This is a genomic window from Rathayibacter rathayi (genome assembly GCF_004011095.1).
In the GTDB taxonomy this organism is placed as follows: domain Bacteria; phylum Actinomycetota; class Actinomycetes; order Actinomycetales; family Microbacteriaceae; genus Rathayibacter; species Rathayibacter rathayi.
Genome location: NZ_CP028129.1, coordinates 678218 through 696529, shown reverse-complemented (window position 1 = coordinate 696529; position 18312 = coordinate 678218). Strand labels below are relative to the sequence as shown.

Below are 18312 nucleotides of genomic sequence, written 5' to 3'. Positions count from 1 at the left end.
TCGGGCGTCAGTTGATCGGAGCGGCGGTGCTGCAGTCCGGGAGGCCGGAGGTGTCGCCGGCGGCGATGCCTCTCAGTGCGGCAAGGGCGTCGTCGAGGGTGGACACCGCCACCAGGTCGAGCCCGTCGGGGACGTGGCCGACGACCTCCGTGCAATTGCTGCTCGGCGCGAGGAAGTACTGCGCGCCGGCATTTTTCGCTCCATAGAGCTTTTGGCGGATGCCGCCGATGGCGCCGACCTCGCCGGCCGCGTCGATCGTGCCGGTCCCGGCGACGTTCTGTCCGCCGGTGAGTTCGCCGTCGGTGAGCTTGTCGATGATCCCGAGCGCGAACATCATGCCGGCGCTGGGCCCGCCCACACGGTCGAGCTCGATCTCGACCCGAAAGGGGAACTCGAACGCGGCGCCAGGGAGGACGCCGATCACCGCCGCTCCGTTGGAGTCGCGAGGCGTCACCTGTACCTCTCGCTGCGCGCCGTTGCGCTCGATGCTGAGCTGCACCGGGGAGCCGGTGCCGAGGGTCTGCAGGGTCGCGCGCAGGGCGTTCGGGTCGGCGACGGCGGTGTCGGCGACCGCGAGGATCCGGTCGCCCGGCTCGAGGACGCCCTCGGCCGGCGATCCCTCCGGTACCTGAACGACCGAGACATGCTGCTCGACGGGGTAGCCGAGCTCGGTGAGTGCGGCGGCGATCGCCTCCTGCTGCGAGTCTGTCATCTCGGCCTGATTCGCCGCGTCGCGCTCCTCGACGGTGGAGGAGGAAGGGAATATCGCGTCGACGGGGATGACGGCCCTGGTGCGGTCGAACCACGCGCTCGCGACCTCGACCCAGGTGGGCAAGCTCTGCGGATTACCGACGACCGAGACGGTGAGCATGTCGAGTGTTCCGGCCGTGGGATAGGTGGTGCGGTCCGGAATGGAGATGAGTGGTACGTCCCCACTGCTGCCGAGGGTGTCGAAGACGGGTCCGGGCTGCTCGATGACGTACGGGGCAGGCGTGACGCCCAACCCGACGATGAGGGCGACACCCGAGAGCAGGACCACCGGACCGATCCACGGACGGCGCGCGGAGGAGGAGGGGCGCGGGTCGTCAGAGAACAGCGACACGGGGCCTTTCTGGAAACGGTGGAGCGGCACCGCCGGAATGTTCGCGGCGGGCGGAAGCGGGCTGGGCCCGAGCGGCACTCTGCACGCCGAGGCCGCGGGCGCTCGGGCTAACGTAGCTTGCACGACTGGGAGTCGCGCCGGAACCGGTGCCCTGTGCAGGGCCGCGGACGCGGTGCGGCGACCGAACCACCCGAACGACGGAGGGCTGATCCCGATGGCCGATGGCGACAGTGCGGACCGAGCGGGCGGCGGCTCCGAGGACGAGTTCCGGGAGATGCTACGGCAGTTCCTCTCGGGGAACGGCCCCGTCGATCCTTCGCAGCTCGCGGGTGCCGCGGGACTGCCGAACGACCCGGTGGCCCTGCAGAACCTGCTCTCGCAGCTGCAAAGCGCGATGCAGCAGAACGGGGACGGAGGCGTCAATTGGACTCTCTCGCTCGAGCAGGCGAAGCAGCTGGCGCGGGCGGAGTCCACTCCCGTGTCCGACGCCGTGCGCGCGCCGCTCGACGCCGCGTTTGGGGTCGCGGCGCTCTGGCTCGACGAGGTCGCGTACGTGACAGAGCTCAGCCGCACGCCGCGCTCGATCAGCAGGCTCGAGTGGATCACGCTCACCATGCCGGTGTGGACGCAGCTCGCCGAGCCCGTCGCGCTGAGCATCTCGGACGCGCTGACCCGCGTGCTCCGCGAGCAGGCTCCGGAGGAGATGCAGGCGATGATCGCCGGCGCCGAGGGCATGATGCGCGGAATCGGTGGGACCCTGTTCGCCCTGCAGCTGGGCCAGGTCGTCGGTCAGCTCGCCGCCGAGGTCGTCTCGGGCGGCGACATCGGCATCCCGCTGCTGGAGGAGAACGACGCCGCGGTCCTGCCGCAAAACGTCGCCGCGTTCGGCGAGGGCCTCGACATCCCGCTCGACCAGGTGCAGCTCTACCTGGCGGTACGCGAGCTCGCGCACGCCCGTCTCTTCCGCCACGGCAAATGGCTCCGCCTGGCCCTCATCTCGCAGATCACCGACTTCGCACGCGGCATCAGCATCGACACCACGCGCCTCGAGGAGCTGGCCGCGAACTTCGATCCGGCCAACCCCGAGGAGCTGCGCGACGCGATGACCTCCGGCGCGCTCATCCCGCCGAAGACGCAGGAGCAGCTCGCCGCACACGGTCGCCTCGAAACCGTGCTCGCCCTGATCGAGGGCTGGGTCGACGTCGTCACGGCGGCAGCGACCACCCGGCTGCCCAGCGCCGGGGCGATCGCCGAGACGGTCCGCCGCCGCCGCGCGTCCGGAGGGCCCGCAGAGTCGGCGTTCGCGACGCTGGTCGGCCTAGAGCTGCGTCCGCGGCGCCTGCGCGACGCCGCCGCGATGTGGCAGGCCGTGACGGACGCGGTCGGGCCCGAGGCGCGCGACTCCCTCTGGTCCCACCCCGACCTGCTCCCCGGCTCGGACGATCTCGACGACCCGAGCGCACTCGTGGCCAGGCTCACGGCCGAGGCACGCGGCGAGACTCCGGAGCCGGACGAGATGGACCGCGCGCTGGAGGACCTGCTCAACGGGAGCATGCCGAACGAGGGCGGTGGTCCGTCCGACGGGTCCGGCGATGCCTCCGGCGGGGCCGAGGACGCTCCCGGTCCCTCCGACGACGACGATCGGGGCCCCTCCCCGACGGGCAACCACCCCGTTTAGCAGCCGGTCCGACGCCCGCCTGTGGACAACCCGCGCGGCGCCGGGCCGATTTCGGCCATGATCGGCCGATGGTCCTCAGGCTCGACCCCCGCTTCCCCCTCCTCTGGCGCTCGGCGACGGCCGTGCAGGTCGGCCTCGACCGGCCCTACGCGATGCTGGACGGCATCGGCTACCCGGAGGAGCTTCTGCTCGACGCCCTGCGCCTGGGCACCAGCGCGGGCACCGTCCGCCTGATCGCGATGCGTGCCGGAGCGAGCGGAGCGCGCGTCGACGAGGTGCTGGAGGCGCTGCGGCCCGTGCTGCTGCGCAGCGTCGAGCCCGCCCCTCCCCCGGCGCCCCGGGTCGTCGTGGAGGGGGCCGGCGCGGCGTCGGACGCACTGCGGACGCTGCTCCGGAGCGAGGGCTGCGACCTGCTCGCCGAGGACGCAGTACCCGAGCTCGCGGTGCTGGTGGCCGACTTCGCCGTCGCTCCCTCCCGCGCCGCACACTGGCTGGCGGCCGACGTGCCGCACCTGGCCGTCGTGTTCGGCGACGACTCGGTGCGCCTCGGGCCGCTCGTCGAGCCGGGCCGCGGTCCGTGCCTGCACTGCGCCGAACGCCACCGGATGGACCTCGACGCAGACCGCGCGCGGCTGGTGATCCAAGTGCTCGGCCGCACCGCGCCCACCCGCACACCCCTGTCGAGCGCGGCGATCGCCGTGGCCGCCGCCGATGTCGTGCTGCGGCGGCTGATCGCCGGCTGGCGTGGATTGTGCGGGACCGAGCGCAGCTACAGCGACGCCTCCGGAGCGTTCACCCTGCGGGAGCGGGAGCCGCACCCCGAGTGCGCGTGCCGAGCTCTTCGAGGAAACGCGACGGCTCCCTCCGAGTGACACGGCCGATGCTCGAGCGCGACCAGGAGAGGCGCAGACGTCGGCGGGCGCGGGTGACCCCGACGTAGAGGAGGCGGCGCTCCTCATCAATCGCCTCGAGCCCGGCGGCGTACGAGATGGGCAGCAGACCCTCCGCGAGCCCCATCAGATGCACCGACTCCCACTCCAGGCCCTTAGCGGAGTGCAGTGTCGCGAGCGTGACCGCTGCCCGGTCGGGCTCGTGGTGCATCTGCTGGCGGGCGATCAGGTCGTCAGTGAAGTGGCGAAAGCTCCCGTCCGCGGGGGCCTCATCGACGAGGCGGGCCAGCGTGTCCAGCGACTCCCACCGATCGCGCACCGCCCCGGGAGCGGCGGGCGGCTCAGCGCTCCAACCGAGCGAGCGGAGGACGTCGCTCACCGACTTGAACAGCGGCTCACCGCTGATCGAGACGGAGGCGGCGCGCAGCTGCATCACGGCCTGCTTCACCTCCGGCAGGTCGAAGAAGCGCTTGCCACCGCGCATATGCGCGCTCACGCCACGCTCGTGCAGGGCGTGCTCGATGACGGCGGACTGGCTGTTGGTGCGAAAGAGCACCGCGATGTCGGAGGCACGCACCCCCGCCTCGATATCGCCCGCGACCCGCGCCGCGATGCCGCGCGCCTCCGCGATGTCGTCCGGGTAGGCGTCGATCGCCGGCTCGGGCGCCTCGCCAGCCGTCACCGCGTGCAGGGAGAGCGCGCCGGGCCGTCCGCGCATCAACCGGTTCGCGGTCTGCACGATCGGCAGGGCGGAGCGGTAGTTCTCCTCCAGGCGCACCACCGTGGCCGCCGGCCAGCGGGCCGGGAAGTCGAGGAGGTAGTCGGCGCGGGCCCCCGCGAAGGAGTAGATGGTCTGGCTGGCGTCGCCGACGACGCAGAGGTCGCTCCGATCGCCCAGCCACAGCTCGAGGAGGCGTTGCTGCAGGGGCGAGACGTCCTGGTATTCGTCGACAACGAAGAAGCGGTACTGCTCGCGCACCTGCATCGCCATTGCGGGCTCCGACTCGAGCATGCCGGCCGTGACCAGCAGCACGTCCTCGAAGTCGATCTGGCGGCGCTGGTCCTTCAGCCCCTCGTACTCGTCCACGAGCGCGACGGTCTGCTCCAGCGTGAGCTTCCCGGGCAGCGGGCGGGTGCTCGCGGCGACGGCGTACTGCTCGAGGGAGAGAGCGGACACCTTCCGCCACTCGATCTCGGCCGACAGATCGCGCAGTGTGGCGGTGTCGAGCTTCAGGCGGAGGCGCTCCGCAGCGTGCCCGAGCAGGCGCGCCTTCCCGTCGAGCAGCTGCGGCATCGTCCCGCCCACCAGCTGCGGCCAGAAGTAGCCCAGTTGCGAGAGCGCGGCGGCGTGGAAGGTGCGCGCCTGGACTGCGCCGGCCCCGAGCACGCGCAGGCGCGAGCGCAGCTCGGCGGCGGCACGGCTGGTGAAGGTGAGGGCCATCACCCGGGCGGGCGTGTAGACGCCGGTCGCGACTCCGTGCGCGATGCGGTGGGTGATGGTGCGGGTCTTGCCCGTGCCTGCGCCGGCGAGAACGCAGACAGGGCCCAGGAGCGCCTCCGCTGCCTCGCGCTGGCCCTCGTCGAGGCCGTCGAGCAGGCTCACGCGATCGGGCCGTTCTCGAGCTCGCCCCCGTACCAGTCCTCGATCATCGCGCGGGCGATTGATGAGCGCCCGGGCAGGAGCACCGAGTCGAGCGAATCGTGCAGCTGCTGCCGGGTAAACCAGCGCAGCTCCACGATCTCCTCGCCGTCCGGAAGCAGGTCCTCGGGCGACTGGTCACCGGCGAGGCGCGCGCTGAAGCCGACCATGAGGGAGGAGGGGAAGGGCCAGGGCTGCGAACCCAGGTACCGAGGGTCGACGACGCGCAGCCCCGACTCCTCACCGATCTCCCGAATCACCGCGGCCTCCAGCGACTCGCCCGGCTCGACGAAACCGGCGAGCAACGAGAAGCGGCCGGTCCCCCACATCGCGTTCGAGCCGAGGAGGAGGCGGTCGTCAGCGTCGAGCACGCAGACGATGATCGCCGGGTCGGTGCGCGGGAAGACCTGGCTGCCGTCTGTCGGCGAGCGCCGCACCCAGCCGCCCTGCTCGACGACGGTCGGGTCGCCGTTGCGCGGTGAGTAGCCGTGCGAGGCGTGCCAGTTCGCGAGAGCCAAGGCCTCGGTGAACAGCCCCGCATCGCGGTCGCTGAGGCGCTCTGCAATCGGGCGTAAGCCGCTCCAGCGGTCCTCGTCCGGCTCCAGCTCGGCGGCGCCCGCATCCGTCAGGACGGTGGCGATGACGGGGGTGCCCGCGGGCTCCCCGGGCGCCGCGGCGGTGGTGCGGCCGAGGTAGAGGCGCAGGATGCCGGCGGTCACCTCGTCGGGGCGGCGCAGCACCAGGCGGTCGGCGGCGACCAGCGTGCGATCGTGGTGCAGGACGAGCACGCGGGCGGCGGAGTCGGCGAGCAGCTCGTCAAAGAGCGCGGGCCGCGAGCGCCCGACGCCGTCGCGGTCGGCCGCCTGTCGCGAGAGCGGGAGGCGATCGGCGAAGGGCAGTGACATCCAGGGCTCATTTCATGACGGGGCCGCGAGGACCGCTGTCACGGGCCTGGACGGCATCGGCGGGACAGCGCGTGGCGGCGGGCCGGCCGGGCGTGAGCCGCCTACCCTGGAAACCATGGCCAGATCCCCTCTCACTCTAGCCGCGCTGGCCACCTCGGCCGTCGAGGGCCTCGACGTCCGCTCCGCGCGCGCTTTCACCTCGTCGACGCACGGCGACTTCGACTCCGCGCTGCTGACCACGCGCGACGGCGCCCGCCTCCTGGTGCGCGTGCCTACCTCTGCGCTCGCCGAGCAGGAGCAGCTGGGCGACCTCGTCGCACTCCGGGCGCTGACCGCCGGGATCCGCAGCCGCCTGCCGTTCGATTTGCAGGAGAGCGTGGGGCAAGCGCCGTTCGACGGCACTCGCGCTGTGGTTTACGAGTACCTTGCGGGGGATCGGGTCCTGATCGACGACGTGGCCGCGCAGAGCGGGCTCGCCGACTCGGTCGGCCGGGCTATCGGGGCAGTCCACTCGCTGCCGGCGTCGTTCGTGCAGGAGGCGGGGCTGCCGATCGCGACGGCCCGCGACAGCATGAACGAGACGGTCACGGTGATCGAGCGCGCAGCCGACACCGGCCACGTCCCGGCGGCGCTCGTCGCGCGCTGGGAGTCGGCATCCTCGGACGAAGCGCTCTGGCAGTTCGACCCGACCGTGGTGAACGGCTCGTTGACGGCCGATTCCTTCCTCCGCTCGGGCGATGTCGTCGTCGCCGTGCTCGGTTGGGCGGCACTGCGGGTCGGCGACCCGGCCCGCGACCTGCACTGGCTGCTGAGCGCCCCGGGGTCTGAGACGGCGCTCTCGGCCTACTCGCGGATCCGCGCGGGAGCGGTGGACCGCACGATCCGCCAGCGCGCCCAGCTCTACGCGGAACTCGAACTCGCACGCTGGCTGTTGCACGGCACCGAGACCGACGACTCCGCGATCGTCGACGACGCGGTCGCCATGCTCGACACGCTCGTCGACAGCGTGCTCGGCGACCTCTCCGCTCCACTCTCGAGCGACACCGGTCCGGTGCTGGAAGTCTCGGAGGTCGAGGAGCTGCTGAACCGCACGCCCGGGGCGCGCACCGGCTCCTCCGCTCACGGCCGTGGGCTGGCACCCGTCGCGGAGGAGAGCGACTCCGCCAGCTCGCGCTCGGAGTAGAAGCGCTCGGGCCGCAGCACGAGGTCATCGGCCACGAAGTAGAACACGGCGTCGACGCTCTCGAGCGGTACTCCCCGCCAGCGCGAGTAGGCGAGGCGGTACAGCGCGAGTTGGAACTGCTTCAGCTCAAGGTCTGCGGCGTTCTTCGGTGCGCGCCCGGTCTTCCAGTCCACGATCTGGACGCCCTCCTCCCTCGGGTAGACCGCGTCGAGCTTGCAGACCACGATGTGGCCGGCGAGCTCGAGGTGGATCTCGATCTCGACCGCCTCCGGGCGGCGGTCGGCCCACTCCGAGTGCTCGAAGGTCGCGATCAGCGCGTCCAGCCGCTCGTGCTCGACGCTCGCGGGGCCCACGTCGTCGAGCTCGTCGGGGAACGTGTCGACCGGCTCCGCCCCGCCTGGGATGCCGAAGCGGTTCTCGACCCAGGAGTGGAAGGTCGTGCCCAGCCGGGTCTGCCGGTACGGGCGCTCGGGCATCGGCCGGCGCAACTGGGCCGCGACCTCGTCGGGCGTACTGACGATGTCCTTGAACCGTGACGCCGGGATGCGGGTCGGCAGCGGGGCGCGCTCGCCCCCGGCCAGGCGCACCGCACGCTCGGCGAGCAGTAGGCGGATGTCGTCGCCCCGCGCTCCGAGCAGCGCGGGTTCGGCGCTGCGCACGCGGGCGGCGGCGGCGCGCACCCGGTCGCCGCGGGAGCCGAGCGGATCGTGGGGCCAGCGGAAGGTGCGTGGGGCGCGCTCGAGCGGGTTCTCCTCGTTCGCAGGCTCGGTCGGCAGCGGCGGGATCGCGCCGGCCGCCTCGAGGTCGCGGAGGAAGACACCCGGCCCGCGCGGCTTCGCCTGGCCCGCCCACCACGAGCCGCTGAGCAGGAGGTGGTGGCGCGCGCGGGTGACGGCGACGTAGGCGAGCCGTCGCTCTTCCGCCTCGTTGCGCTCGCGGAGGGTGTCACCAAAGACACCGATCGCGTCGACGACCTCTTTTTGGGTGCGGCAGCCGCGCCAGGCCAGATCGGGGAGTTCGGCCGCGTCGCCGCGGAAGGCGTACGGCATCGCGCCCAGGCGGACCCAGCCGCGGAAGCCCTCGACCGGGGTGCCCGGCAGCTCGCCGTCGACCATCCGCGGGACCGCGACGAGGTCCCACTCCAGGCCCTTCGAGCCGTGGATCGTGAGCAGCTGCACCGTGCCGGGCTCCGGGTCCTCCGGACGCGGGGCCAGGCCGTCGCGCTTATCGGCGAGGATGAGCCAGCGGAGGAAGCCACGGAGGGAGGAGCCGGTGCCCGCACCGCGATCGTCAGTCTGCAGGTAGCCGGCCACCGCCTCCCGGAACGCCTCGAGGTTGGCGCGGCCGTCACCGCGCGACTCGTTCGCCTCGACCTCGATGTCCAGTCCCAGCTCCTGCTCGACCAGGGTGACGAAGTCGAGCAGGTCCAGGCCCGCCCTGGCCCGCAGCCGGGCGAAGAGGGTGCCCGCCTCGTGCAGTCGACGCAGGCCCTCGGCACTGAACCCAGTGAGTGCGGAGTGGTCGATCAGCCCGTTCTCGCCGAGGCGGCGTGCGGCGATGAAGTCGAGGGCCTCGACGATGGACCCGCCCTCGCCCTCGGTGACCGAGGCACGCATCCGCTCGCGCACCTCCTCGGGGAGCAGCCGGTGCGCGTGGTCGCGGGCCGCGAGCCATGAGGAGAGGTCGCGCAGCGCCCTGAGGTCGCGCACGCCCAGGCGCCAGCGCGCGCCCGCCAGAAGCCGGACCAGCTCGCTGCCCGCTGCCGGGTCCTCCACCACCGTGAGCGCGGCGACGAGGTCGGCGATCTCCGGCTGGCGCAGCAGACCCCCGATGCCGAGGATGTGGTAGCGGACGCCGTGCTTCGCCAGGGCGGCGGCGAAGCGGTCCATGTGCGCCCGAACCCGGAACAGCACCGCGGCCGACGGCGGCCCAGCGCTCACGCGCAGGCGCCCGGCGAACCAGCGCGCGACGTCGTCCGCCTCCTCCTCGATCGTCTCGGGGAAGGTCAGGTCGACCGGATGCTCGGACGCCTGCGGCCCCGCGCTCAGGGTGTCGACGGCGACGGCGCTGCCCGCCGACAGCGGCTCGACGATCGCGTTCGCGGCAGTCAGCACGCGGCGTCCGTTGCGCCAGCTCATGCTGAGGGAGAAGCGGCCCGCTCCCTGGAAGTCGGTCCCGAAGCGGCCGAGCCCCTCGGCGCTCGCTCCGCGCCAGCCGTAGATCGACTGGTGCGGGTCGCCGACGGCCATCACGCCCTGCCCGGCGAACAGGCGAGCGAGCAGCCGGGTCTGCAGTACGGAGGTGTCCTGGTACTCGTCGAGGAGCACCACCCGGTACCGGGTGCGGTGCTCGTCCACGATCCGTGGCACCCGGTCGGTGATCCGCAGCGCCAGCGCGACCTGGTCCGAGAACTCGACGAGGCCGCGCTCGGCCTTCGCCTCCTGGAACCGCTCGGCCAGCGCGGTCAACACCGGCAGTGCGCCTACCGCCTGCAGCGCCTTCTCGAGCTCGCGGTAGAGTCCCGAGCCGCTGCCCCCGCGGGGCAACTCGCCCAGGCGAAGGAAGTCCTCGGCGAATGCGGCGACAGCGGCCGGATCGGCGAGGTTGTCGGCGAGATCGTGGGCGAGCGAGACGACGAGGTCGGTCAGGCGGTCGATGCCCGCCTCCACCTCGAGGATCCGTGGGTCGACGCTCTCGGCCACCACGCCCCGCGCGAGGTGCCAGGCCGAGGCCTCGGAGAGCACAGTCGCGTCCCCCTCGCGTCCGATCAGCGCGGCGTTGTCGCGGAAGATCGTGTTCGCGAAGGCGTTGTAGGTCGAGACGGTGGTGGCCTCGAACGGATCCGGGACCGTCTGCCCGGGCGGGAGTGGGAGCAGGCCCGCCGCGCCGAGCTGGTCGATCCGGCGCCCGATGCGCTCGCCGAGCTCGGCCGCCGCCTTACGGGTGAAGGTGAGGCCGAGCACCTCCGACGGAGCCGCATAGCCGTTCGCGAGCAGCCAGAGCACGCGGTTGGCCATCGTTTCGGTCTTGCCGCTGCCTGCGCCGGCGACGACGAGGGCGGGCTCGAGCGGCGCCTCGATCACGGCGCGCTGCTCGGCGGTGGGCGGTCGCAGATCGAGCCGCTCCGCGATGGTTAGGGCGTCGATCACGGCAGATCCTCCTCGGGGTCCTCGGGGTCCTCGGGGTCCTCGGGGTCCTCGATCGCCAGGAGTCCATCGCCCGGGACCTCGGGCACGGCGTGGATGCGGTAGCGCAGCGCGTCGCCGGGCGAGAACGGTGTCGCGTCGAGCAGGCCCGAGAAGTCGGCCGCCGCCATACCCAGCGCTGCGGAGCGGACGCGCTCGCGCAGTCGCTCCAGCTCCTCCTCGCCGAAGCGCTCCTGCACCACCTCGCGGTACGGCTTGCCGCGCACGCCCGTCGCTACGAACAGCAGCTTCGCGCCGCCCCCGTCGGCCGGGTCGGCCGCCTCAATCGCTCCTTCGGCGACCGCGAGCTGATAGCTGCCGAGCTGCGCGTGCTCGGCGATGTCGTCCCTGCGCGGCACGCTGCGGCCAGTCTTGAGGTCGACGATCGTGACGGAGCCGTCAGCGGAGCGCTCGACTCGGTCGATGGAGCCGCGCACGCGGGCGGGCGGCACGTCGAGCTCGAACTGCTGCTCGCGGCCGAGCACCACTCCTCCCCCGCGCTCGAAGTCGGCGAGGTAGCCCGCGAGGCCGTCGATCAGCCGCCGCGTGACGCGCTTCTGCCGCTCGCCCAGCCACGGTGACTCAAAGACCAGCTCGGGCCAGCGCGACTCAAGCGCCGCCCACAGCTCCTTCGGATCAGGCCGCTCGGCGTTCTCGAGGACCCAGTGCACGAGCGTGCCGACCCCCATCGCCGTGCTCGTCGTGGAGCCGGAGACGACGTCGACGAACCAGTCCAGCGGCGAGCGCTCGAACGCCTCGAGGCGGCTCGGCGAGACGGAGACGGGCCGCTCGGGGTCGCCGATGTCGAACAGTAGTTCCGTCGTCGAGGGCGCCAGCACCCCCGACCAGAAGGACGGCTCGGCGCCGGGCACCTCGGCGAGCGCCAGAGCGCTGAGTCCGCGGATTGCGGCGGGCGCCTCGGTCGAGTCCGGCGTGGTGGCCGTCCGGCGCAGGGCCGCGACCGCCCCGCGGAGTGTCAGCGGCACCGCGGAGGCGGGATCGAGCCGCGGCGCGTCCGGCGGGCTGAGCCGGAAGAAGACGGAGGGCGTCTCGTCCTCGCCGGCGACGGCGCTGAGCACCAGCTGCCGCCGGGCGCGCGAGGTGGCCAGCGCGAACATCCGCAGCTCGTCGTCGAGAGTGGCCTTGCGGGCGTCGAGGGGAAGGCCGCCTTCGCCGCGGGCGTGCCGCAGCAGGCCGTCCGGATCGAGCAGCGAGCCGCGCTGGCGGAGGTTGGGCCAGACGCCGTCCTGCAGCCGAGCGACCACCACGACGTCGAACTCGAGTCCGACCACCGAGGAGGGCGTGCCGATCAGCACCGCGTCCACGACGGAGCGCGCCGCGAGCGTGTCCTCCGGCACCTCCGCCTCGAGGATCTCGGTGACGAAGCCGATCGCCGAGTGCCCGGTCGCGCGCTCCACGAAGCGGCGCGCGGCGCTGAAGAGCGCGACCACGCCGTCGAGGTTGCGATTGGCCTCCGCGGCGGTCAAGCCGGTGCCGAGCGCGACGTCGCGCCAGGACGTGGCGACGCGGCTCGACTCCCACGCCGACCAGAGCAGCTCCTCGATCGAGCCGCCCTCCTCGTGCAGGCGGCGGACCCCGTCGATCGTGACGGCGAGCCGCTCGGCCTGGCGGGCGGGAGCGGAGTCGATGGTGGCGAAACGGCCGGGCGCCGCCAGGGCCTCGACCAGGAGCGGATCGCTCGCACGGATGCCGTCGGCGGCGAGTTCCTCCGCCCGGAGCGCGAGCCGGAGGCGGCGCAGGCCCAGCCGGTCGACGCCGCCGAACGGGCCGAGCAGCAGCTCCGCGGCGAGCTCGGCGTCGAGCGGCCGCTCGCCGATCGCGACGCCGACCAGCACGAGCAGCGCCCGTGCCGCGTGGTCCTCGCGCAGAGCGCGCCCGGCGAGCACGGAGCGGGTGGGTACCTCCGCGACGGCGAGGGCCTTCACCAGCGGCTGCACAGCGGCTCCGGAGCGCACCACGACCGCCATCCGCCGCCACGGGATTGCGTCGCGCAGCCGCCGCTCGCGGAGCAGACGCGCCACGGTCGCTGCCTCACGCGCCGCCGTCGGAGCGTGCAGCACCAGCACGGGCGCCGAAGCACCCTCGGGAGCCGAAGCCGCGAGGGCCGACCGCTGCCGCCCGGCCGCCGCGGTGCCGATCCGCTCCGTCGCCGCCGACACCACCGCCCGCAGCGCCGCGGAATGCCGGTGCACGCGCGCGAGCACGAGGGTCTCGACCTCGGCCACCCCGAGGCTCGCGGCGAAACGGCCGAGCGTGTCGGAGGCCGCCCCCGGAAGGCACTCGTCGCTACGTCCGGATCGCCGAGCGCGATCACCGTCACCCCGCGCTCGGCCAGCGCCCGCAGCAGCACGAGGGTGGACTCGCTCGCCTCCTGGAGGTCGTCGACGACGACGAGCCGCAGTGCGTCGATCCGCTCGCCGCCCTCGCCCGCGCGGATCGCCTCGGCTGCGAAAGCCGCGAACTCTGCCGCGTCGAGCCGGGTGCCCGCCTCGGGGGCCGTCCACTCGACCACCTCGCGCAGCTCATCGAGCACGTCGGCCGCGGCGCTCCACTCGCCGCGCTCGGCGTGTTCCCCGAGCGCGCGGATCGCGTCCGTGTCGAGTCCGTGCTCGGTGGCCCGCATGCCGAACTCGCGCAGCTCGGTGCGGAACGTGCGCAGCCTCAGCACCTCTGGGCTGAACTCCTCGGGCCAGCGCGGGCCCCTGCCCTCCTCGAGGTGGCCCTCGATCAGCTCCGAGAGCAGGGCGTCCTGCTCGCCGCCGGTCAGCAGGGTCGGCCGTTCCAGTCCGCGCGCCTTGGCGGAGGAGGTGACGGCCTCGAACGCGAGCGACGTGGCCGTGCGGGCGAGCGGACCGCGGGTCGGCACACCCAGGCGCAGGGCGAGCACGTCGCGCAGGGCGGTGGCGGCAGTGCGGCTGGCCGCGAGGACGACTAGGGACTCGGGCGAATAGCCCCGCCCAAGCACGCGCTCGGCGACCAGCTCGATCACCGTGGTGGTCTTGCCCGAGCCGGGCGCCCCGAGCACCGCGGCGCTGCGCCCCTCCGGCAGCGTGAGTACCGCCCGCTGGGACGCGTCGAGCACGACCGCTGGCACGCCTGGCCGCTGCACGCCGACGGCCGGGGCCGGGGACGGAGCGGAGGTGGCGGAAGTAGTCACACGACCACGGTAGTCACAGGGTCCGACACTCCCCTCGGCGCCCGGCGCGGGCCGCGGCCGCTCGCTCCGCTCACCGCGAAACGCGCGCCGTCGGCAGGACGCGGTCCCGTATCCTGACAGCCACGTCCCCTCCCGAAAGGCACTGCTGGTGGAAATCCGTATTGGAATGGTCAACACTCCGCGCGAACTCAACTTCGAGTCGTCGATGTCCGTGACCGAGGTTGAGAAGACGGTGACCACCGCTCTCGAGGCCGGCACCGCGGTCCTGCGTCTGCGCGATGAGAAGGGAAAGATCTACATCGTCCCGACCGACACCATCGCCTTCGTCGAGGTCGGCTCCGAGGAGTCGCGCCGCGTCGGCTTCGTCGCCTAGCCTCTGCCCGCGGACACGTCGTGGAGCTTCTCTTCATCACCCTGTTCGGGGTCCTGATCGGTCTCGCCGCGCGGTACAGGCTGCCGCACCGGCACCTGCACGGCTCGATGCTGGTCCCAGCGCTCGGCGGGCTGGTTGCTGCGGTCGCCTGGGTGGCGCTGACCTGGGCGGGCCTGCCGTGGGACGGCGGCCTGATCTGGGTCATCACCCTCGTCGTGACTACTGCGGCCGTCCTTGTGGCCGATCTCTCCCTCGGACGCAGCCGCGCCCGCCGCGACGAGGCGTCGCTGCAGGCGATGATGTCGGGCCGCGTCGCCCCCTGATCGTGCCGAAGGCGCGGGAGTCCCGGACTCCCGCGCCTTCGGCACTCCCGGAGCGCGACACGGTCGGACGATGACGCGCCAGCCAACGACCGTCAGGCCCGCACAGGGTGACGAGCGCCGACAATCATGGGAATCACTCTTTTTGGGGGTAGAAATGCCCGTTAAATTCGGGAAGACCGTCACAGCCACTCGGCGCGCGGTACTCGGTGCTGCCGCCGCAGGAGTCGCCGGAGCCGCCATCGCTCCGGCTGCCGATGCCGCTGTCCCGACGGCACCGGACCTCACCGTCACCCGTGTCGTCCCTGTGCGCGCCGCTGCGCTGTCCCTGAACGGAGCGCGACTGCCGCAGTCGACCTCCCTCTTCACGCCGATCCGCTCCGATGCCGACGCCGTCTACGTTGCCGACTCGATCGCCGAACCCCAGTGGTGGACGATCACCGACCGGCATCCTCGCGCCCGCTCGGGGATCTGGCGTCTCCCCAAGAACGGATCCGCGGCCTCCTTCACCGAGATCGTCGCCGCAGTCGAATTCGACGGCACGAATCCCGGTCATCGCGGCGCGAGCGTCACCGTCACCGACGCAGGTCGCGTACTTGTGCAGCCTCCGCTGCACAAGCTGGTGTCCCGAGGAGGGGCGGGCTGGCGGAACGCTCCCCTGGCCGTGTCCGCCTCCCGGACCTCCCACGACGTCTCCTCGTTCTCCGCCGTCCCCGCCCCAGCCGGCGCGCGGACCGGCGTCTCATACTCGCGCTTCTTCCGCGACTCGGCCTCGGCGACCACCTACCTCCTCATCCGTGGCTCCGACTACCAGGCGCTCCTGTGGACCTGGGACGAGACCGCGCGGGTCCTGCGCCCACTGCACCGCGAGGACACCCGCTACGACCCGGCGCAGCCCGACGGCTACGGCGTGAGGGACGGGCTCAGCGTGCATCCGACCACGGGCCTGCGCACCGGTGCCTACGGGCACGAGCTCGCCTTCTTCCGCCCCACCGGCGCGACCTCGAGCACGATCTGGTGCGCGGCCGAGTTCCGGATCAACACGGACGCCGACCAGTCGGGCTTCCCGCGGCGCGACATCGCGCTGGCTCGCAGCGACGACCAGGGCCGCACCTGGAAGCATCCGGGAACCGGAGTCACCGCCGCTCAGCTGTTCCGGCCCTCGGTACCGGCACCCGCGAACGCGAACGTTTTGGTCGTCTTCGACGGGCCCGCCTACTCCGCGAGCGCGTCGGACGATGCCCGGCACGACAGCGTCGGTGCGCGGGTCGGCGTCGCGAGCGGCGGACGAGTGGTCGTCGTCGCGACCTGGTCGAGGCGGCCAGCCGACTCCTCCGACTCCGGCCTCGCCGTGGGCACCCCCGTGCTGAGCGACTACCGCTCCCTCTGGGCCGCAATCTGGGACCCGACCACGAAGACCCTCGAGCGGATCTGCCTCTACAATCCCGGCTCGCGCCGCTCGGACGGCACCTGGACGTCGAATCACCACGCGGGCATGCCCTCCCTCGTCTCCTCTCGCTCCGGCACCATCGTGGTGGTCGCCTCCAGTCACGACGACCACGAGCACTGGCCGGGACGCGAAAACTGGGGGCTCGTCTCGGACGACGGCCGCCCGACCGCCTTCCCGGCGGATGCGCGCCTGCACGTCTACGCGACCAGCGACGGGCGGAGTTGGACCGACTCCGCCGTCGCGGGTCCGACGGGCCTGGCCACCACCGGCACATCGGGCGCCTACCTCGACCCGGAGTGCCTCGACGGCGACGGCCTGCTCCGGCTCTACCCCGCCTTCCCCAACGATCCCGCGCGTGCCGAGGTGTGGGAGCTGCCTGCTCCCTCCGTCACGACGCTCTCGCGCCGCCTCGACCGCCCCGCTCTCACCGCACGCGCCCTCTCCGGAGGCGTCGCCGTCAGCTGGACGCCGCCCGCCTCCGACGCCGGCTCGTCCATCTCGCAGTTCGTCCTGCACGCGGCCGACGGCACACGGGCCAACAGCGCCTCCCCCGCGGTCGCCGTACTCGACGGCGCGACCCGCGGCTGGATCGACCGCGCCGCCCCCGCGGGGGCCCCGCGCAGCTACGTCGTCTTCGCCCGGAACGCGGCGGGTACCTCCCTCGCCTCGAACACCGCGACGGCGACGAACGGGGCTGTCGATGTCGTGCGCCCCCCGGATCCCGCCCCGCAGTACTGGTTCCGCGCGAGCGATCTGCCACTCCGGGCCGGTGACCGCGTCGCCTCCGTCCCGGCAGCTCCAGGCGCCCTCGTCCGCACGGCCGCCGTGCAGAGCGTCACCTCCCGGCAGCCGCGGTTGATCGCCGACGGACCGGGTGGTCTACCGGCGCTGCGATTCGAGCGTGCGGCCGCGAGCGCTCTGCTCCTGCCTGCCCCACTGCGCTTCGGCGGCACCACAACGGTCCTGATGGTCGCGCGCGTCCGCGATGAGGAGTGGTCGCACCTCGCGGCGGCGACCGACGCAGACGGCACGCTCCTGGTGCGCGCGCCCTTCTCCCGGGTGTCCGCCGGCGCCCACGAGACGCGCTCGGCCGGAGCGGCCACCGACGGAACGCAGGGTCTCGCGACGGCCGACACCCGCCTCGAGATCGTGCACCGGGTCGAGAGTGCGGCCGGGATCGGCGCGTGGAAGGTGTACGTGTCGCAGTGGCGCGTCGATCCGTGGTCGAAGCTGCGGGTCAGCGGGCAGATCAACCGCTGCGGGAGCTCACAGATCGAGCTTCCGGCCACGGCGGGAGCAGTCCTCACCGGAGCGGACGAGCCCACGTCCACGCAGATGATGATCGGCAGTGCGCGGGCCCGGACCGGCGACGTGCTCACCAGCGCGGTCGACATCGCCGAAATCCTCCGCTTCGACGGGTCCATGTCGCGCGAGCGGATCCAGGACGTGGTCCTGTACCTACTCGCCCGACACCGCCTTCCGTCAACGAACGTCGTCGAGTCGGAGCTGCGGCGTCGGTGGGACCGCGGTACGCCTCCCGACTGCCTCGACGTCGTGCGCACCGACGCGGCGATGGCCGGCGGATCCACGGCGGGCGCGCTCCAGCACGACTCCTGCTCGCGCCTGCTGCCGACGGGCACCTACTCGCCGGCCTGAGCGCCCTCGTCAGGCGGTGAGTCCCAGGGCGTCCATCCGCCGTGTGTGCGATGCGATCAACTCGGTGAAGACGGGCTCGATCCGTGATTCGTCGGAGTCGTGGTTGCCCGACCCCATCAGCGCGGAGCGGGCGACCAGGAGGGTGTCGCCGACCAGGCGGCGGCCCCAGACGGCCAGCCGAGAACCAAGGCGCTCGTCCGCGGCGATCTCGCGGCGCAAGATCGCGACCAGGTCGTCGGCGCCCGTGTCGGCGCCGAGGGTCTGCGCGATGCGCGGTCCCACATCGGTGGGGAGCCCGCCGGTCAGGCGGATGAAGAAGTCGTCGAGCAAGCCGGCCGTGATGTAGGCCGAGAGCAACGTCTCGTGCAGGTCGGCGCCCCGGGTGAGGCGCTCGAAGGTGTCGATCGCGGGGCGAAAGGGAGCCATCGCGTCGCCGGGCTCGACGTCGCGGCGGCGCAGCTCGGCGACGACCGCGTGGTGCTTGGCGAGCGCCGTGCCCGCGGCGGAGGAGATCGCTTCCTTGTCGGCGAGATCCTCGGTTTCGGCGACGGCGCGGGCCAGCACCTCGAACACGGCGAGCTGGAGGTAGGCGACCTGACCGAGATAGGGCAGCACCTCGGGAGTGAGGTCGGCGAGGTCGACCCGGTCGCGCTTCCGGGGCGACTCTCCGCGGGGCGTCAGGCGGGGCAGGTCGGCCAGGGGACGTCGACGTCGGAACCAGGCAGCCATTTCTTCAGCATAGGGCGCCCGAGG

General features: G+C 72.8%; 13 protein-coding genes. 6 read left to right on the top strand and 7 right to left on the bottom strand.

The features are described from left to right. Window positions 1–7: 7 nt before the first annotated feature. Window positions 8–1102: a YlbL family protein gene (locus C1O28_RS03495; RefSeq protein WP_097166571.1), complete on the bottom strand. Its 1095-nt coding sequence runs from the start codon at window positions 1100–1102 to the stop codon at window positions 8–10. Between the two features lie 214 nt (window positions 1103–1316). Between C1O28_RS03495 and C1O28_RS03490 the strand changes: the two genes are divergently transcribed. Then, window positions 1317–2780, top strand: a complete 1464-nt coding sequence (locus C1O28_RS03490; RefSeq protein ID WP_097166572.1) for a zinc-dependent metalloprotease — start codon at window positions 1317–1319, stop codon at window positions 2778–2780. A gap of 68 nt (window positions 2781–2848) precedes the next feature. After that, on the top strand, window positions 2849–3652 hold the full coding sequence (locus C1O28_RS03485) for a hypothetical protein (RefSeq protein ID WP_097166573.1): 804 nt from the start codon (window positions 2849–2851) through the stop codon (window positions 3650–3652). Here the strand turns inward: C1O28_RS03485 and C1O28_RS03480 are convergent. Together C1O28_RS03480 and nudC are read right to left on the bottom strand one after the other, a co-directional pair. Further along, on the bottom strand, window positions 3573–5309 hold the full coding sequence (locus C1O28_RS03480; RefSeq protein ID WP_202129498.1) for an ATP-dependent helicase: 1737 nt from the start codon (window positions 5307–5309) through the stop codon (window positions 3573–3575). The genes C1O28_RS03485 and C1O28_RS03480 overlap by 80 nt on opposite strands. Then, entirely contained in the window at window positions 5270–6214 is a 945-nt protein-coding gene (gene nudC, locus C1O28_RS03475) for an NAD(+) diphosphatase (RefSeq protein ID WP_097166575.1), read from the bottom strand. Before nudC ends, C1O28_RS03480 begins: the two co-directional genes overlap by 40 nt. Before the next feature lie 115 nt (window positions 6215–6329). Here nudC and C1O28_RS03470 point away from each other — a divergent pair, with 115 nt between their 5' ends. Continuing rightward, entirely contained in the window at window positions 6330–7397 is a 1068-nt protein-coding gene (locus tag C1O28_RS03470; RefSeq protein ID WP_097166576.1) for a phosphotransferase, read from the top strand. Here C1O28_RS03470 and C1O28_RS03465 read toward each other — a convergent pair. From C1O28_RS03465 to C1O28_RS15895, 3 genes are read right to left on the bottom strand one after another with little or no spacing between them, the layout of a single operon-like run. After that, window positions 7334–10546: an ATP-dependent DNA helicase gene (locus C1O28_RS03465; RefSeq protein WP_097166577.1), complete on the bottom strand. Its 3213-nt coding sequence runs from the start codon at window positions 10544–10546 to the stop codon at window positions 7334–7336. The two genes, C1O28_RS03470 and C1O28_RS03465, sit on opposite strands and share 64 nt — an antisense overlap. Next, window positions 10543–12624: a PD-(D/E)XK nuclease family protein gene (locus C1O28_RS03460; RefSeq protein ID WP_338052090.1), complete on the bottom strand. Its 2082-nt coding sequence runs from the start codon at window positions 12622–12624 to the stop codon at window positions 10543–10545. The genes C1O28_RS03465 and C1O28_RS03460 overlap by 4 nt, the downstream gene beginning before the upstream one ends. Continuing rightward, window positions 12525–13760, bottom strand: coding sequence for a UvrD-helicase domain-containing protein (locus C1O28_RS15895; RefSeq protein WP_338052089.1), 1236 nt, complete (start codon window positions 13758–13760; stop codon window positions 12525–12527). The genes C1O28_RS03460 and C1O28_RS15895 overlap by 100 nt, the downstream gene beginning before the upstream one ends. 148 nt (window positions 13761–13908) lie before the next feature. Between C1O28_RS15895 and C1O28_RS03455 the strand changes: the two genes are divergently transcribed. The 3 genes from C1O28_RS03455 to C1O28_RS03445 all read left to right on the top strand — a co-directional run bounded on the left by C1O28_RS03455 (window position 13909) and on the right by C1O28_RS03445 (window position 17559). Beyond that, window positions 13909–14133: a DUF3107 domain-containing protein gene (locus tag C1O28_RS03455; RefSeq protein WP_068212463.1), complete on the top strand. Its 225-nt coding sequence runs from the start codon at window positions 13909–13911 to the stop codon at window positions 14131–14133. Between the two features lie 20 nt (window positions 14134–14153). Continuing rightward, on the top strand, window positions 14154–14456 hold the full coding sequence (locus C1O28_RS03450) for a hypothetical protein (protein WP_097166578.1): 303 nt from the start codon (window positions 14154–14156) through the stop codon (window positions 14454–14456). Window positions 14457–14610: 154 nt separating this feature from the next. Beyond that, a complete protein-coding gene (locus tag C1O28_RS03445; protein ID WP_097166579.1) occupies window positions 14611–17559 on the top strand; it encodes a hypothetical protein in 2949 nt (982 codons plus the stop codon). A gap of 9 nt (window positions 17560–17568) precedes the next feature. Here the strand turns inward: C1O28_RS03445 and C1O28_RS03440 are convergent, their stop codons facing one another. Further along, the gene (locus tag C1O28_RS03440) at window positions 17569–18288 is read right to left on the bottom strand and encodes a ferritin-like fold-containing protein (protein WP_097166580.1); all 720 of its coding nucleotides are present in this window, start codon (window positions 18286–18288) and stop codon (window positions 17569–17571) included. Window positions 18289–18312: the final 24 nt, after the last annotated feature.

Bases quoted from the DNA above. Each gene is read 5' to 3' on its own strand.
- C1O28_RS03485 (WP_097166573.1), top strand. From the start codon at position 2,849: ATGGTCCTCAGGCTCGACCCCCGCTTCCCCCTCCTCTGGCGCTCGGCG.
- C1O28_RS03445 (WP_097166579.1), top strand. From the start codon at position 14,611: ATGCCCGTTAAATTCGGGAAGACCGTCACAGCCACTCGGCGCGCGGTA.
- nudC (WP_097166575.1), bottom strand. From the start codon at position 6,214: ATGTCACTGCCCTTCGCCGATCGCCTCCCGCTCTCGCGACAGGCGGCC.
- C1O28_RS03470 (WP_097166576.1), top strand. From the start codon at position 6,330: ATGGCCAGATCCCCTCTCACTCTAGCCGCGCTGGCCACCTCGGCCGTC.
- C1O28_RS03440 (WP_097166580.1), bottom strand. From the start codon at position 18,288: ATGGCTGCCTGGTTCCGACGTCGACGTCCCCTGGCCGACCTGCCCCGC.
- C1O28_RS03490 (WP_097166572.1), top strand. From the start codon at position 1,317: ATGGCCGATGGCGACAGTGCGGACCGAGCGGGCGGCGGCTCCGAGGAC.